14 protein-coding genes and 1 tRNA gene are annotated in these 15,127 nt (G+C 71.5%); 7 read left to right on the top strand and 8 right to left on the bottom strand.

What is annotated here, in order from left to right; all coding sequences use genetic code 11:
- Positions 1–94: 94 nt before the first annotated feature.
- From FO059_RS00855 to FO059_RS00865, 3 genes are read right to left on the bottom strand one after another with little or no spacing between them, the layout of a single operon-like run.
- Positions 95–793 carry a nitroreductase gene (locus tag FO059_RS00855; RefSeq protein WP_143910304.1) on the bottom strand — a complete coding sequence of 233 codons (699 nt, stop codon included), beginning with the start codon at positions 791–793 and terminating at the stop codon, positions 95–97.
- Positions 794–822: 29 nt separating this feature from the next.
- Positions 823–1,770, bottom strand: coding sequence for a TauD/TfdA dioxygenase family protein (locus tag FO059_RS00860; protein ID WP_143905573.1), 948 nt, complete (start codon positions 1,768–1,770; stop codon positions 823–825).
- On the bottom strand, positions 1,767–2,402 hold the full coding sequence (locus tag FO059_RS00865) for a TetR/AcrR family transcriptional regulator (protein ID WP_199257051.1): 636 nt from the start codon (positions 2,400–2,402) through the stop codon (positions 1,767–1,769). The genes FO059_RS00860 and FO059_RS00865 overlap by 4 nt, the downstream gene beginning before the upstream one ends.
- Before the next feature lie 133 nt (positions 2,403–2,535).
- Here FO059_RS00865 and FO059_RS00870 point away from each other — a divergent pair, with 133 nt between their 5' ends.
- Positions 2,536–3,516: a sigma-70 family RNA polymerase sigma factor gene (locus tag FO059_RS00870; protein ID WP_143905574.1), complete on the top strand. Its 981-nt coding sequence runs from the start codon at positions 2,536–2,538 to the stop codon at positions 3,514–3,516.
- A gap of 24 nt (positions 3,517–3,540) precedes the next feature.
- Here the strand turns inward: FO059_RS00870 and FO059_RS00875 are convergent, their stop codons facing one another.
- Genes FO059_RS00875 through FO059_RS00885 form a run of 3 tightly spaced genes read right to left on the bottom strand, consistent with a single transcriptional unit; the run spans position 3,541 to position 6,683 of the window.
- Complete coding sequence (locus FO059_RS00875) at positions 3,541–4,284, bottom strand: hypothetical protein (RefSeq protein WP_143905576.1); 744 nt, start codon at positions 4,282–4,284, stop codon at positions 3,541–3,543.
- A gap of 53 nt (positions 4,285–4,337) precedes the next feature.
- Complete coding sequence (locus FO059_RS00880; RefSeq protein ID WP_233266865.1) at positions 4,338–6,122, bottom strand: PHA/PHB synthase family protein; 1,785 nt, start codon at positions 6,120–6,122, stop codon at positions 4,338–4,340.
- 57 nt (positions 6,123–6,179) lie between these two features.
- Positions 6,180–6,683 carry a MaoC family dehydratase gene (locus tag FO059_RS00885; protein WP_143905577.1) on the bottom strand — a complete coding sequence of 168 codons (504 nt, stop codon included), beginning with the start codon at positions 6,681–6,683 and terminating at the stop codon, positions 6,180–6,182.
- Between the two features lie 641 nt (positions 6,684–7,324).
- On the opposite strand from FO059_RS00885, the gene FO059_RS00890 reads away from it, so the two are divergent.
- Entirely contained in the window at positions 7,325–7,537 is a 213-nt protein-coding gene (locus FO059_RS00890; protein ID WP_143905579.1) for a S1 domain-containing protein, read from the top strand.
- A 30-nt stretch (positions 7,538–7,567) separates the two neighbouring features.
- Here the strand turns inward: FO059_RS00890 and FO059_RS00895 are convergent, their stop codons facing one another.
- Positions 7,568–8,545, bottom strand: a complete 978-nt coding sequence (locus FO059_RS00895) for a class I SAM-dependent methyltransferase (RefSeq protein WP_268968810.1) — start codon at positions 8,543–8,545, stop codon at positions 7,568–7,570.
- Between the two features lie 74 nt (positions 8,546–8,619).
- Between FO059_RS00895 and FO059_RS00900 the strand changes: the two genes are divergently transcribed.
- From FO059_RS00900 to FO059_RS00915, 4 genes are all read left to right on the top strand, one after another.
- The gene (locus tag FO059_RS00900; protein ID WP_143905581.1) at positions 8,620–9,372 is read left to right on the top strand and encodes a hypothetical protein; all 753 of its coding nucleotides are present in this window, start codon (positions 8,620–8,622) and stop codon (positions 9,370–9,372) included.
- Between the two features lie 191 nt (positions 9,373–9,563).
- Positions 9,564–9,965, top strand: a complete 402-nt coding sequence (locus FO059_RS00905; protein ID WP_233266879.1) for a DUF2752 domain-containing protein — start codon at positions 9,564–9,566, stop codon at positions 9,963–9,965.
- A 63-nt stretch (positions 9,966–10,028) separates the two neighbouring features.
- Entirely contained in the window at positions 10,029–13,472 is a 3,444-nt protein-coding gene (locus FO059_RS00910) for an arabinosyltransferase domain-containing protein (protein ID WP_143905583.1), read from the top strand.
- A gap of 120 nt (positions 13,473–13,592) precedes the next feature.
- On the top strand, positions 13,593–13,814 hold the full coding sequence (locus FO059_RS00915) for a hypothetical protein (RefSeq protein ID WP_143905585.1): 222 nt from the start codon (positions 13,593–13,595) through the stop codon (positions 13,812–13,814).
- A 101-nt stretch (positions 13,815–13,915) separates the two neighbouring features.
- On the opposite strand, the gene selD is transcribed toward FO059_RS00915, so the two are convergent.
- A complete protein-coding gene (selD, locus tag FO059_RS00920; RefSeq protein WP_143905587.1) occupies positions 13,916–14,947 on the bottom strand; it encodes a selenide, water dikinase SelD in 1,032 nt (343 codons plus the stop codon).
- 74 nt (positions 14,948–15,021) lie between these two features.
- Between selD and FO059_RS00925 the strand changes: the two genes are divergently transcribed.
- Positions 15,022–15,117 (top strand) — tRNA-Sec (locus tag FO059_RS00925).
- Positions 15,118–15,127: the final 10 nt, after the last annotated feature.

A 15,127-nucleotide genomic window follows, 5' to 3' on the forward strand; every position in this document is an offset into this window, starting at 1 on the left:
TGGGTTGCACGACGGCGTGAACGTACTCGCCCATGTCCGGGTCCGGCCTGTCGAACATGGCGACATCCGCCGCCGCCCTTACCGTTCGGAGCCGTCATGACACCCAGTCGACGACCGTGCCGGTGTCGGCCCTGGTCGTGCGGAACGCATTCGCGGGATGGTCCACATCGGCGTAGCCGAACGCGATGGTGCACACGATCCGCCGATCGTCCCCGAGTCCCAGGAACCGGCGCAGGAACGGTGCGCTTCCGGCGAGCGCGGCCTGCGGGATCGTCGCCACGCCGAGGCTGTGCGCGGCGAGAAGGAATGTATTGACGTAGAGCCCGCAGTCGACCGCGCCGTAGACGCCCAGGGCGTCGTCCGATGTGATGACGGCGAGGTGCGGCGCGCCGAACAGCGCGAAGTTCTTCATCGTCTGCGCGGCCGACGCCTGCCGGTCGCCGTCGGCGATCCCCAGGCTGGAATACAGCTGCAGCGCGCATTCCTTGCGTCGCGCCCGGTACACGCCGCGGTACTCGGACGGTAAGGCGAAGTCCGGCTCCTGCGGCTGGGAACGGACGTGTTCGGCGATGCCCGCCCGAAGCCGGTCCGTCGCGTCGCCTTCGGTGATGGAGACCTGCCAGGGCTGCGTGTTGCACCAGGAAGGTGTGCACTGCGCCAACGCCAGGATCTGCTCGATCGTCCCGCGCGGGACGGGTGCCGGCCCGAACGCCCGGCAGCTGTGCCGGGTGTCCAGCAGGAGCCGCAGATCAGAATGCGCGGCAATGCCGTCTGCCTCGCTCTCCGCGGCCATGAGTGCGGAATCCGAGCGGTCCGCGCAGCTCATCCCCGCACCCCGACGGGCTTGTCGCCGACGATGGAGATGCGGTCCATGACGCGTCGGGCCGGGAAGTAGTCGCTGGAGGCGTAGTGCTGGCACGACCGGTTGTCCCACATCGCGATCGTGTCCGGCTGCCACCGCAGCCGAACCTGCAGTTCCGGTCGCATCACGTGGCGGTACAGCAGCCGCAGCAGCTCGTTCGAATCGTCCTCCGGCATGCCGACGATCCGCTGGGTGAACGCGACATTGACGAACAGCACGCGCCGGCCGTTCTCGGGGAGCACGCGCACCACGGGATGGCGCACCGGCGGGAACTGCGGCCGGAGCGACTCGATGGCGTCCGCGGGCATGCCGGAGCCGAACGACTTGATCCAGTCGTGTTCGGCCTCGAGCCCGTCGATGCGCTGCTTGATGTCATCGGGAAGCAGGTCGTAGGCGGCGCCGGTGTCCGCCCAGAGCGTGTCGCCGCCGACGTCGGGGATCTCCACCGCCCGAAGGATCGCCGCGAACGACGGGTGTTCGTGCCAGGTGACGTCGTTGTGCCAGATGTTCTCGGCGCCGACCGCGGTGCCGTCCTTGGCGAGAGTCGCCACGTCCACGTCGGTCTGACCCGGCTGGGTGTACTTGTAGAACGGGTGCTGTTCGAGCGCCCCCCACTTCTCGGCGAACGCCCGGTGCTCGGTGCGGCTGATGTCCTGTCCGCGGAAGAACAGCACCTTCCACTCGAGCAGTGCGCGGCGCAACTCGCCCATGACCGCGTCCGGGAGGTCCCCGCTCAGACGGATTCCCGAGATTTCCGCGCCGATCGTCGGAGCATGCGGTGTCAGCGAGAACGCTTCGTAGGGCCGTTCATCGACGCCGGCGGCCAGACGCGGCGCCACGATGGGTCCGAAGCACGCCAGCGGATCCGTCGGCGTGGGCGTCGCCGCGGCGGGTATCGCATATGTCATCGAGTGTCTCCTGACTGTAGATCCATGGCCTCTGAGGCCGGTGCGTTGAGCAGTGCCACGCAGCTGGTGATGAGGTCCGCCACGACGACGGCGCTCTCCGGCCGGCGCGTTCCCAGCCCCTCCTGTGTTGCGAGGGTGATCATGTTGAGCTTCACGATGTTGTTGGCCCGCCAGCCCGCAGCGGGCTCTCCCACGGGGCAGAGTCCGATGAGCAGTTTCTGGACCATTCGGAAACTCTCGGCACGGAGGTGCTTCTGCACGATCTCGGCCAATACGGGGTCGAGCAAGGCCTGCACGAGGAACCGGGCGTAGCGGCTGTCCGCGCGGCCGAGCGTCTCCGCCGCCAGGGGGCAGACCAGGGCCTCCACCGCTTGCCGGGCCTGCGGCGGATCGTCGGACCGTCCGATCCGGTCGAGCATCTCCTGGCGCTTCTTGTCGACCGGGCGCATGCGGAGTTCGAGCACCGCCTCGAGCAGGTCGTTGCGCGATCCGAAGTGGTACCGGACCGCCGACCTGTTGGCCTGGCGGGCCGCAAGCTGAACGTCCTTGACCGTCAAGGCGGCGATGCCGCGTTCCGCGACGATCCGCTCGGCCGCCTCGATGAGCGCCAGCTGTGGAGTGCTATAGGTCACGACCCCAAGTTAAGACTGCGGCATTAATCTGTCAATCCGACGTGAGATCATGACTTGGCGGAGGTCGCCTGGAATTGCATGCGGCGGTTGCGAGACTCTTTACCTGCGGGTCCCCGCCGGGCATCATATAAGGATGAAGGCCGCCGAGCCCGCGACCACCGACGCCGTGAAACCGCATGACTTCACCGCCGTCGCAACCAGATACCGGCGCGAGCTGCTCGCGCACTGCTACCGGATGACGGGGTCCGTCGGCGAGGCCGAGGATCTGGTGCAGGAGACCTACCTGCGGGCGTGGCGTGCCTACGACGCGTTCGAGGGGCGTTCGTCGGTGCGGACCTGGCTGTACAAGATCGCCACCAACGTCTGCCTGACCAACCTCGACGGGCGTTCGCGCCGCCCGCTCCCCACCGGGCTCGGCACCGCCGATTCGCGGGCGTCGGACGAGTTGGTGGAGGACCACGAGATCCCCTGGCTCGAGCCGATCCCCGATGCCGCGGTGGCCGTGACCGAGCGCGAGTCCATCCGTCTCGCCTTCGTGGCGGCACTGCAACACCTGCCGGCACGCCAGCGCGCTGTGCTGATCCTGCGCGACGTTCTGCGCTGGACGGCCAAAGAGACGGCCGCGGTACTCGGCACCACCGCCACGGCGGTCAATTCGGCGCTGCAGCGCGCGCACCGCGAGTTGAAGGATGCCGGACTGAGCGAGGACTCCGTCGTCGGTGAGCTCGACGAATCGCAGCGGCGGTTGCTCGACGCCTACGTGGATGCATTCTGGCGCAAGGACATCGACGCGATCGTGGGCATGCTGACCGAGGATGCGGTGTGGGAGATGCCTCCGTTCACGGGGTGGTATTCCGGACCGCAGCAGATCGGCGAGCTCATCGACACCCGGTGCCCCGGCGGGCCGCGCGACATGCCGATGCTCGCCACGAGCGCCAACGGCCAGCCCGCGTTCGGGCTGTACATGGCGCAGCCCGACGGCACGTACGCCCCGTTCCAGCTGCAGGTCCTGCGGCTGGACGGCGACAGGGTGGCCAAGGTGGTCGCCTTCTTCACACCGGGCCTGTTCGAGCGTTTCGGGTTGCCTTCCCGGCTGGACGCGCCCGCGGGTTGACGGCCGGGCGGCGGACTCCCGCCGTCAGGGTTGCTCCCCGGTGCGCTCGTCGGCCGCGGCGCGCTTGTCGTTCGCTGCGCCCGAGTCCTCCGGGGCGGCGTCCGCGTCGCCGCCCAGCGCCCCGCGGGCGGTCTTCGCCGCGCCGGCCGTCGACTCGCCGACCCTCGTGGTGTGGGAGGCTACGGCGTCGTCGACGGCGGAGATGCCGGTGGAGCCGAACATCTTCTTCTGCGTCTCCATCGCCGTCTCGACGGACTTCTCGTAGGCGTCGACGCCCTGCAGGGCGGCCTTCTTGCCCACTCCGACGGCGGCGGACCCCGCCTTGCGGCCGACGCCCACTGCGACGGTGCCGGCTTTCCAGCCCGCCCCGAGTGCCGCGACGCCGAGCCGCTTGCCCGTGTCGAGTGCCGCGGCGGCGGGGCCGTGCGGGGCGGGCCCGGCGGCGGGCGGCTCCTGCGGCTGCACGTCCGGAGCGCTCGCCGCGTCGGCGGCCGGTGCGGCGGTGCCGGGCTCCGGGACGCCGACCGGACGAGCCTTGTCGCCGGGCTGCTGCGCACCGCCGTCGACCCCGGACGTGGTCTGCCCGCCGCGCGCGGCCCGCCGTCGTGCCCGTGCGTCGCCGACGAACCTGCCGACGCCCTTGATCGCCGGGCCTGTGGACGCCCGCGCCGTGCCCGCCAATGACGACAGGCGGGCGCGGGCGCGCGCACCCGAGCCGGCGGCGCCCTCGCCGCTGCCTTCGTCCCCGTGGGATGCCGGATTCGTCATAGCGGACTCCTGACCGTGCGGTGTGCGCCCGGGCGGGCCGCCGGGGCGTGCGCTCAGCTGCGGACGTACGTGCCAGGGGCCGCCACCAGCGGCGGGTGCGTCTCGCTGCCCATGCTGGGCGGGGCCTGCAGCGCGCCCGCGCGCGCCGAGCCCCACTTCGCCCAATCCTCCCACCAGGAGCGGTCCCTGCGGGTGGCTTTCCCGTCCCATTCCGCGCCCGTGGCGGGGAGCGCGCCGGCCTGCTCGCCCTCAGGGGCGCCGACGGCCTTGGACCAGCTCTTCTTTCCGGGCGGATTGACGATCCCGGCGATGTGCCCGCCGTTGGACAGCACGTACCGCGCGTCCTTGCCGAACAGCCGGGCGCCCTTGTAGGACGATTCCCAAGGCACGATGTGGTCGGTCTCGGCGCCCACGATGTACACGTCGCCGGTGAAGTCGCGCAGGGAGATCGGGCGCCCGCAGATCTCGAACTTCTCCTGGGCCAGCAGGTTCGCGCCGTAGAGGTCGCGCAGGTACTTCGTGTGCATCGCGGCGGGCATGCGGGTGGAGTCCTCGTTCCAGACCAGGAGGTCGAAGGCGGGCGGCGCCTCGCCGAGCATCCACCGCGACACCCAGTACCCGAAGATGAGGTCGTTGGCGCGCATGAGGTCGAAGGTGGTGGCCATGTCGGCCCCGGGCAGATACCCCTTCTTGACCATGAGCACCTCGACCTTGTCGAGCGTGTCGGGGTCGGTCATGTTGGCCATCTCGCCGGGATCGGTGTAGTCGAGCAGCGTGTTGATGAGCGTGAGGCTGCCGATGCGCGTATCGCCGCGCCCCGCGAACAGCGCCGCCGCGATGCTCGCCAGCGCCCCGCCCAGGCACAGCCCCACCAGGTCCACCGTGGGCGCCCCCGTGATCTCCTGCACCGCGTCGACGGCCGCGTCGATGCCGAGTTCGACGTAATCGTCGAACGTCACCGACTTCATGGACGCATCCGGATTGCGGTAGGAGATGACGAACACCGTGCGCCCGTGCTGCACCGCCCACTCGAGGAAGCTCCGGCCCGGTCCCAGATCCATGATGTAGTACTTGTTGATCCACGGCGGGCTGGCCAGCATGGGAACGGCGTGGACCTCGTCGGTCTGCGGCGCGTACTGGATCAGCTCGATCAGCTCGTTGCGGAACACGACCTGGCCCGGGGTCGCGGCCATGTTCTCCCCCAGGGTGAACGCGTCGTTGTCCACGCGCAGCGGGCGGCCCTTGCGCTTGAGCAGGTCCGATACGGCGTATCCGGCGCCGCGGACGAGCGACTTGCCCCCGGTCTCGAAGGCGCGGGCGAGCACCTTCGGGTTGGTGACGGGGGTGTTCGTGGGCGCGGCGGCGTCCCAGAACAATTCGGTGAACTGTCGTGCCTTGGCCGCGGTGATCTTGTCCGCACCGGAGGCGTCCACCAGGTCGAGCGCGAACGCGCGCGCAGCGAAGTACGACTGCACGAGCGAGAAGTAGACGGGGTTCTCGCGCCAGGCCTTGTCGGAGAAGCGGCGGTCGCCCTGCAGCTCCGGCGCGCCTTCGACGTTCTTGCCGCTGAGCGCGACGCGGGCGGTGTCCGTCGGGACCTTGGCCAGGCGGGTCGCGAGGTTCTCGACGGCCGACGCCACCCCCACGGGGTTGCGGGCCGCGCCGACGGCCGCCTTGGCGGTGGACCCGAGCCAGCCGGCCGGGTCCAGTTCCGCGGCGATGCGGGTCTTCATCGGGAACTTCGGCTTGGCGGCGCCGGCGGTCTTGCCCGACCTTCCGGACGTTCCCGCGCTCGCGGTCTTCTCACGGTTGCCGGAGTTCCTGGTTTTGTCGGTCATCGCCTTCGCCTTCTTCTGGTGGGAACGGATGGGTGCTGGTGCGGCCGGGGCGACCGGTCAGGATTCGACGTCGCCGAGGTAGCGCAGGATCGTCGCGCACACGCAGACGGGGCGTTCGATGCCCGGCACGTCGAACACGAGCGTCACGCCCACCTGGTATCCGCCGGCGATCGCGTCGACCGAGTCGATCGTGGCGGTGGCGCCGACCTCGGAGCCGACGGGCACGGGAGCGGGGAAGCGGACCTTCTCGAGCCCGTAGTTGATGACCTGGTCCGATCCGGTCACGTCGAGGACGTCCCAGAACAGGTCCACCGCCAGCGACAGCGTGAGGTAACCGTGGGCGATGGTGGTGCCGAACGGGCCGTCCTTCGCGCGCTCCGGGTCGACGTGGATCCACTGGTGATCGCCGGTCGCGTCGGCGAACCCGTTGATCCGCTCCTGGTCGATGAGGATGCGGCGGGACGGGCCGAGACTCTCGCCCACCAGGGAGGGGAGGTCGGCGAGGCGGACCCGGCGCGGCTGCGATTGCGGGTCGGCTTGCGCTGTGAAATGCGAGTTCATCGTGGTCCTTCACGTGTTGCGGGCGTGTCTGCGGCCCCGGGGGCCGGGTTCGGGCCTCCCGCCGGCGCCGGGGCTTGGCCGGAGGACGGCAAGGGGGCGCCGGGCGGGGAGCGCGGTGCGTGCTCCCCGCCGGGGGATCGGGCAGTGGGATTCGGTCGGCCGAGGCCGGGCGGCGGGAGGCTGGACAAGAGCACCGCGGCTGAGCGGTGCGACTTGTGCGGGTTCGCGTGACCCGGCGATTCCCCCGAACCGTCGGGACGCGTTGCCGCGTGGCGCTCCCCGCGCCATTTGTTTTCCGTATCCGCCGGTTATATGTATCCGGCGGTTCCGCCCAATCGGGCTCCGTCTGGTGAGTAGAAAGCGACCCCTGCTGCGCTTCTACTGCGATGGACATGATTGATATTAGGGAGGGTGGCTAATGGAATCAATGGTGTGTGATCCATGCCATCGCCGCCGAAGTGTGTAACGTATCCCCAGGTGGAAGGGCAGTCCGGAACATTAGAATCAATTCTTGAATTCGCTCGAATGTACTCGTCGGTGTTACTCGCGGGTATTTCGACGCGGCGATGAAAGACGTGCCCTAGTGAACGCTCGGTTTGGAAGGAATAGGCGATGCCGCCGGATCGTGATGAGAACCCACCATGACGGTGTCGGGAATCGTGCGTGAGTGGCGTGCCGACGAGGGCTGGGGCGTCATCGACGCGCCGGAGGCCCCGGGCGGGTGCTGGGCGCACTTCAGCTCCCTGGCGATGACGGGCTTCCTGGAGCTACGGGCGGGGCAGGGAGTCGTGATGGACGTCGAGCAGGCGGAACAGGACGGGTATTCGTTCCGGGCACTGCGCGTGTGGCCGTGAGGGCGGCGAACGGGGCGCTGTCGCGCCGCGTCACGTGCGGGCGATGAGGAAATCCTCGCCGCTCGATGAGTGCAGGCCGTCCGCCCGGCCCGCGAAGTACCGGTCGCTCAACGCCGGACCGGCCACGTGGTCGGCTTCGCGGAAACCGGCCCCGCGTGCGAGGCCGAGCATCTCGTCGGGCGTGTAGAAGCTGACGAACGGCGTGCCCGACTCCTGCGCGCCGTCGCTGCTGGCCTCCAGCCCGCCCTTGTCGCCGTCATCGATGAGGTCCATGGGCAGCAGGAAGGACACGGCGAGCGTCGAACCGGCGGCGAGGCCCGCGGCGGCGCGCAAGGTCGAGGCGGTCGCCTCGCGGGTGAGGTATTGGACGACGCCGGTCGAAACCACGACGGCGGGCCTCGACGCGTCGAACCCGGCCCGCAGCAGCGCCGACCACCAGTCTTCGACCTCGAAGTCCACCGGGACGAGGCGCAGGTGCCCCGGAACGCCGTACCCGGTCTCGTCCAGCCGCCGGCGCTTCCACTCCTGGGGACCGGGCTGGTCGACCTCGAAGACGGTCATCTGCGCGGCGATCTCCGGGCGCCGCAGCGCGAACGTGTCGATCCCCGCGCCGAGGATCACGTACTGGTCGACCCCGGCAGCGGCCTGCTCGGCGACGAGGTCCTCGACGAACCGGGCCCGCGCGACGATGGAGGCGCGGAACCCGGCGGTGAACTCCGGATCCATGTCCGGCCGATCGCGCCACTGCGCGGGCGGGTCGACCAGCGCCAGTCCGACGGTGTCCTCGAGGACGTGCGGCGGCGCGTCGATCAGCACGTGCAGCGCGCGCCACAGGGCCACCCGCTCCGCGGTGTTCTCCGGTCCGATCGTGGTGCGGTCGGATGCAGTGCGGTCGGATGCAGTGCGGCCGGATGCGGTGCCGGCAGATGCGGTACGCGGGTCCTCGCTCATATCGATCCAGTAGACCACTGACGCGGGGCGGCCGCCATCGTCGCCGCGCACGATCATGGAATCGGCCTCCGCAGACGACGGAGAGCCTTACGCTGAGGTCTGACCGGAAGTCCACCGACCAGGGGACGGCGATGACGAGGGTCAGGATCGCTCGATCGGCCGCGGTGCTCGTGGCCGCCGCCGCACTGCTGTGCGCCGGCGCGGGAACGGCAGCCGCCGACAGCTCCGTCGCACCGCCGTCCTCCAGCGGGTCGTCGGGCGGCGCAGGTTCGTCGGGCAGTGAGGAATCGTCGCTGGATCTGTCGCGGCTCGAAGATCTGGGCGTGCAGGTGGGCGTGGACACCGGGTCGCTCGGCGACTGGGACGTGACCGGGTCCCTGGGCGTCGAGACCTCCGCTCCGGGGCTGCGCACGGAGATCGACGACGCGGGGCGCATGCGCGTGTGGGTCACCCGCCCGCAGTCCGCGCCGCTGCTGTCCACGTGCACCCCGGTCCTTGTCGACGCGCGCCACCTTCCCGAGCTGGTGGACACCCTCGACGATCCTTCGGCGATCCTCGGCGGCGGCCTCCCGGGAGTCACTCTGTTCGCCCCGCCGATCCCGTTCCCGCCGTCGCAGGCGCGCGACTACTGGCAGACCCGCGCCGCCGTCGAACCGGGCGTGCACGTCCTGGCGGGGGTCTGCCTGCCCCAAGGCACCACCCATATCGCGGCACTCGTCATGACGGTTCCCGGCAGCGGCTGGGGAAGCGTCGCGGAGACGGCCGGATTCGGCAGCCAGGCCGGCTCGATGCTGATCCGCGAGCAGCTGGGTTCCGTGACCGATTCGGCCGGCAGCGGTACCGGCAGCAACGGCTCCGGCAGCGACAGCGGTTCCGGCAGCTGACCGCGGCGCCCCAGTCCGGGCGCCGGTGTTCCCGCAGCCCCAGCTACCTGGCGCCGCGGCCGCCGGAGCGGCGATACTGGGACGCGGAAGGAACGGTGCGGAAGCAAGCGGGGTGACAGGTGACCGGGATCGCGGGTGCACGCCCGGAGCAGGCGGCCGGCGTCGGCGGGCGGCGTGCCGGTGCAGGCGCGCTGCGCCGCCTGGCCGCACCGCTGGCCGTGGCCGTGGGGGCCGCCGCCGCGGGAGCGTTCATCCACGCGGCAGACCCGACCACCCCGGGCGGCGTCATCCCGGAGTGCCCCAGCAAGCACTTCCTGGGAGTGATCTGCCCGGGGTGCGGGAGCATGCGGATGATCTACTCGCTGCTGCACCTGGATTTCGGGGCGGCGCTCCGGTTCAATGCGGTCGGTTTGCTCGTGCTCGTCGCCCTGATCGGCGCTTTCGCGCGGTGGACGTGGCGGCGGGCCCGGGGCGACGGCGCCGGCACGATGCGGCTCGGCGGCCGCGCGGCGTGGTGCATCGCGGCGGTGGTGGTCGCCTGGCTGGTGGTGCGCAACATCCCCGTCGCGCCGTTCACAGCGCTTCGGGTGTGAGAAGCAGCGACATTCGCGCGGCCACCGGCCGGTCCCGTCGGCCTCTCTGGGTAGGTTTGCACCGTGCCGACCACCGATTCAGGAGCAGCAGCGCAGCCTGCGCCGTCTCCCCGGCATCCCGGCCGCCCTGAGGTGGTCGCGCGTGTCATCGCGGTGGTGGCCGGCCTGGCCGGCCTGCTGCTGGCGCTGGCGGTCCCGTTCCTGCCGGTCACGCAGTCCACTGCGCACCTGTCGTGGCCGCAGGGGGACGCTGTCGCGCCGGTGACGGCGCCGCTGGTCACGTACGCGCCCACAGATCTGCGCGTCACCGTGCCGTGCTCGACGGTGACGGAGCTGGCGGCGCAGCCGTCGGACGCGCCGGGCGGGGGGCGCACCGTGCTGTCGACCGCCCCCGTCGGCACCACCGGCGCCACACAACGCGCCCTCGTCATCGCCACCGGGTACGGCGAGGTCACGGTCCGGTCCGCGGGGGAGATCCTCGCGCGCGCGCCGCTGGCGTCGCTCGCAGGCGGCGGCTGCGACGCCATCACGGTGACGTCCACCGCCGCTGAGACCGCGGTGACGTTCGCCGGACCGGGCGGCGCCGCGGAGACCACGACGGTGACCGACCACGATGCGCGCCCGCAGGTGGTGGGCGTGTTCACCGACCTCGCCGGCCCGGCCCCGGAAGGCCTGTCGGTGGAAGCGACGGTGGACACGCGCTACATGGTCTCGCCGACTCTCCTCAAGTGGTTCGCGATGGGCCTGGCGGTGGCGCTCACCGCGGTGTCGCTGTCGGCGCTCGCCCGCCTGGATTCGGTCGCCCGGGGCGGCGTGCTGGCGCGGTGGCGCGGGATGCGCGGTCCTCCCGGGCGGCGTCGGCCATGGCAGCTGCTCCCGCAACGATGGCGCCGCATCTCCGCGGTGGACGTCACCGTGGTCGTGGTGCTGCTGGTCTGGCACATCATCGGCGCCAACACCTCGGACGACGGCTACGAGCTGGCGATGGCCCGCGCCGCGGAGAACGCCGGCTACATGCCGAACTACTTCCGCTGGTTCGGGGCGCCGGAGGCGCCGTTCGGCTACCCGTACTACGTCTTCACCCTGCTCGACCAGATCAGCCCGGCTTCGGTGGTGCTGCGCCTGCCCGCGCTGGTGGCGGCGCTGGTGTCCTGGCTGCTCATCTCGCGCGAGCTCATCCCGCGGTTCGGCCGCGCCGCCCGCCACGACAAGGCGGCGCTGTGGACGGCGGCGCTGGTGCTGCTCGCGTTCTGGCTTCCCTACAACAACGGCCTGCGCCCCGAGCCGTACATCGCCGCGGGCATCCTCATCACCTGGGTGTGCGTGGAGCGCGCCGTGGCCACCGGCAGGCTGATGCCCGCGGGGCTCGGCCTGGCGGTGGGAGTGCTGACGCTCACGGGCGGGCCGACGGGCACGATCTGCGCGGCCCCGTTCCTGGCGGCCGGACGGCCCCTGGTGCGGCTCATCCGGAGCAGGGGGAGACGGTTCGGCTACGCGCCGACGCTGGCGCCGCTCGTCGCCGCGTCGTCGGTGGTGCTGGTGGTGGCGTTCAGCCGGGCCAGCGCGGGCCCGCTGCTGCAGGCCACCCGCATGAAACCCGTCGTGGGCCCCTCCGAGCCCTGGTATCTGGAGTACCAGCGGTACATCCACCTGCTGGTCCAGGGCGGACCCGACGGCTCCATCGCACGGCGGTTCGCAGTGCTGGTGATGCTGCTGTGCCTGGTGGTCTGCGCGATCCTGCTGGTGCGGCGCCGCGCCGGGCTGGTGGGCAGTGCGGGGAAGGGCGCGCAGGCCGGTGGTGCGCCGCGGGGGCGCATCGTGGGTCTCGCGGCCGGGCCGGCGCTGCGTGCGGTGCTCGTCGTGGCGCTGGGCATAGCGTTGATGACCCTCAACCCCACCAAGTGGACGCACCACTTCGGCGTGTTCGCGGGGGTCGCCGCGGTGCTGGCCGCGCTCACGGTGGTGGCGCTGCGGGGTGCGCTGCGCGAATCGGGCCGGCCGCGCAGCCGCGCGCGCACGCTGTTCTCGGCGGGCGTCCTGCTGATCCTGGCCGTCACCTTCACCTCCACCAACAGCTGGTGGTACGTATCGGACTACGGGGTGCCCAACGGGCTGTGGGTGACAATCGCGGGATGGGTGCTCGCGCTCGTGTGCTTCATCAACGCCGTCGTGCGGCTGGTGCGGGTGTGGCGGTGGCGCGACGGCCGCACCCCCGACGACGCGTCCGCTCAGGAGCCGCGCGCCGGGCGCATGCGCCGCATCGTGGCCGCCGGCCTGCCCCACCGCGCCCGTGAGCGGCTGGAAGCGTTGCCGTCGTTCGCCCCGCTGCCCATCGCGGCCGCGGGCGTCGTCGCCTTCACCCTGGTGTCGTTCGTGGTGGCGATCGTCGCGCAGTACCCGTCGTACTCGGTGGGGCTGGGCAACCTGCGCGCGCTGGCCGGCAAGCCCTGCAACCTGTCGGAATCGGTCCTGGTGGAGCGCGACCCGAACGCCGACATGCTGGCGCCGGCCGGCCCCGTGGACCACCCGCTGGGCGCGGTGGAACTCAGCGGATTCTCCCCCAACGGGATCCCCGCGGACGTGAGCTACCGGCACGACAACCTCAACGGGCTCGTCGGCCACGCCAAGGTCGCGCCCGACGTCAACCCGCCGGGCACGGGTGGCGGAGTGCTCGACGCGGCCGGCGTCAACGGCTCGCTGGCGGCCCTGCCGTTCGGACTGGACCCGGCCACCACGCCGGTGCTCGGCAGCTACGACCCGGGCGACCCCGAGGCGGTCGCCGACGCCACCTCCGCCTGGTACGCCCTGCCACCGCGCAGTGACGACCGGCCGGTCCTCGCGTTGGCGGCCGCCGGCGAGGTCAAACGTGAGAACCTGTGGGTGGAGTTCGGGCGGCGCGTCGACGGCGGTGCGGGCGGAGCCGACGCGGCCGGGGGATACGAGGTGCTCGGCGAGCACGAGCTGTACGACATCGGTCCGGCGCCGTCGTGGCGCGACATGCGCCTGCCGATCTCGGAGATCCCCGACGACGCCGACGTGGTGCGCATCGTCGCCCACGACGACGAGGAGGACGAGGACGACTGGATCGCCTTCACCCCGCCGCGCGTGCCGCGCCTGACCACGATGCAGCAGCTGCTGGGTTCCGAGCAGCCGGTGTTCATGGACTGGCCGGTGCCGCTGATCACCACGTGCCAGCACCTGCCCGACTACCTCGACGGCGTGGCCGAGGTGCCGGGGTACCGGATCCGCGCGGAGAGCGGACTGGCGGTGGTGGCCACCAACTGGCAGGGCGCGCAGGGCGGCGGCCCGCTGGGGCGCATCCGGCTGCTGCAGCGCGGCGTGACCGTGCCGACCTACCTGGACGAGGACTGGAAGCAGCAGTGGGGCGACCTGGTCCGCTACGACCCGCGCGTGCCGGACGCGGCCCCCGCGGAGCTCGACACCGGCACCGCCACGCGGTCCGGCATGTGGACGCCGGGGCCCATCAAGGCGCTGTGGACGGAGTAGCGCCTGAGACGGGCGTCCGCGTAGCCGACGGCGCGTTCGGCCTGCAAGGTCCGCGTTCCTTCGGCACACTGGGTTCCGGCGCCACGGCGTCGTGAAGGTTTCCGACGAAAGGACACTCAGTTGTCAGTATCGATGGACCTCGGAAAAGCACTCGACAAGGCCTATGAGGACAAGACGCTCGACGAGGTGCTCAAGGCGCCGCCGTCAGCGCTGGCAGGACTCACGGAGAAGCACGACGCGATCCTTGCCGATCTGGGCATCAAGACCGTCAAGGACATGGGCACCAACAAGTACTTCGCGCTGGCGGGCGCGCTCGCGAATGCGGGTGAGCGACAGGGCTAGACAGCCGCTGCCCCGCCTCGGTGCGGGCAAGCGCGGGGAGGGCCGGGGCCTGGAGTCCCGGCCCTCTTCCGTTGCCGCGGCCCGGAATCGCGGCCCCACCGTCATCGCACGGTGATGATCGACCCGTCGTGCGGGTCGGCCGCCACCAGTTCGCCGATCACCGGCGCTCCCGGCACCTCGCCGGCCACCAGCAGCCCGCCGGAGGTCTGCGCGTCGGCGAGCAGGAGCAGCTCGTCCTCGCCCGCCGCGGAGCGCAGGTGCGGGCGCACCCAGTCCAGGTTGCGCCGGGTGCCGCCGCTGACGTAGCCGTCGCGCAGCGCTTGCCGGGCGCCGTCGAGGTAGGGGACGGCGGCGGCGTCGATCACCGCGGACACGCCGCTGGCCCGCGCCATCTTGAACAGGTGCCCCAGCAGCCCGAACCCGGTGACGTCGGTGGCGCATGTGATGCCGGCGGCGAGCGCGTCCCGGGCTGCGCCGGCGTTGAGCCGGGTCATCGCGTCGACGGCCTGCGGGATGGGTGTGCCGGTGTTCTTGTGCAGGCAGTTCAGCATCCCGATGCCCAGGGGCTTGGTCAGGCTCAGCGGGATCCCCGCGCGGCCGGCGTCGTTGCGCATCAGCCGGGCGGGGTCGGCGGTGCCGGTGACGGCCATGCCGAACTTGGGTTCCGGGTCGTCGACGCTGTGCCCGCCGGCCACGTGGCATCCGGCCGCGCCGGCCACGTCGCGGCCCCCGCGCAGCACCTCCGCGGCCGTCTCATAGGGCAGCGCCCCTGTGGGCCAGCACAGCAGGTTCACCGCCACCAGCGGCGTGCCGCCCATGGCGTAGACGTCGGAGAGCGCGTTGGCGGCGGCGATGCGGCCCCAGTCGTACGGGTCGTCGACGACGGGGGTGAAGAAGTCCGCCGTGGATACGATGGCGATGTCGTCGCGGATACGCACGGCCGCAGCGTCATCCCCGTCGTCGAGGCCCACCATGAGCTCGCCCGCCGGGTCGGCGACCGGCGCGCCGACGAGGCCGGCGACGACGTCCTCCAGCGCCCCGGGCGGGATCTTGCAGGCGCAGCCGCCGCCGTGCCCGAACGAGGTGAGGCGCGCAGCCGGGACGGTGCGGGGGTGTGCGGCCGGTGTCGTCATGGCACCGACCATATGCCGACCCCGGCCCGGCCGTCGGCTTGACGAACGGAACCGGCGCGGGGCTTACTTGTGGCGGAGGCGTCAGGGCTCCTGGTGGACCCCGCGGTCTTCAAAACCGACGTGGCCGGGCATCCCGGTCAGGCGGGTTCGATTCCCGTCCGCCTCCGCCACAGCCACCGG

The organism is Tomitella fengzijianii, from assembly GCF_007559025.1.
GTDB classification, from domain to species: Bacteria; Actinomycetota; Actinomycetes; order Mycobacteriales; family Mycobacteriaceae; genus Tomitella; species Tomitella fengzijianii.

What these genes read in the sequence shown, in the direction of transcription:
- FO059_RS00855 (WP_143910304.1), bottom strand. Translation starts at nt 793, where the DNA reads ATGGCCGCGGAGAGCGAGGCAGACGGCATTGCCGCGCATTCTGATCTG.
- FO059_RS00860 (WP_143905573.1), bottom strand. Translation starts at nt 1,770, where the DNA reads ATGACATATGCGATACCCGCCGCGGCGACGCCCACGCCGACGGATCCG.
- FO059_RS00870 (WP_143905574.1), top strand. Translation starts at nt 2,536, where the DNA reads ATGAAGGCCGCCGAGCCCGCGACCACCGACGCCGTGAAACCGCATGAC.
- FO059_RS00875 (WP_143905576.1), bottom strand. Translation starts at nt 4,284, where the DNA reads ATGACGAATCCGGCATCCCACGGGGACGAAGGCAGCGGCGAGGGCGCC.
- FO059_RS00880 (WP_233266865.1), bottom strand. Translation starts at nt 6,122, where the DNA reads ATGACCGACAAAACCAGGAACTCCGGCAACCGTGAGAAGACCGCGAGC.
- FO059_RS00885 (WP_143905577.1), bottom strand. Translation starts at nt 6,683, where the DNA reads ATGAACTCGCATTTCACAGCGCAAGCCGACCCGCAATCGCAGCCGCGC.
- FO059_RS00890 (WP_143905579.1), top strand. Translation starts at nt 7,325, where the DNA reads ATGACGGTGTCGGGAATCGTGCGTGAGTGGCGTGCCGACGAGGGCTGG.
- FO059_RS00895 (WP_268968810.1), bottom strand. Translation starts at nt 8,545, where the DNA reads ATGATCGTGCGCGGCGACGATGGCGGCCGCCCCGCGTCAGTGGTCTAC.
- FO059_RS00900 (WP_143905581.1), top strand. Translation starts at nt 8,620, where the DNA reads ATGACGAGGGTCAGGATCGCTCGATCGGCCGCGGTGCTCGTGGCCGCC.
- selD (WP_143905587.1), bottom strand. Translation starts at nt 14,947, where the DNA reads ATGACGACACCGGCCGCACACCCCCGCACCGTCCCGGCTGCGCGCCTC.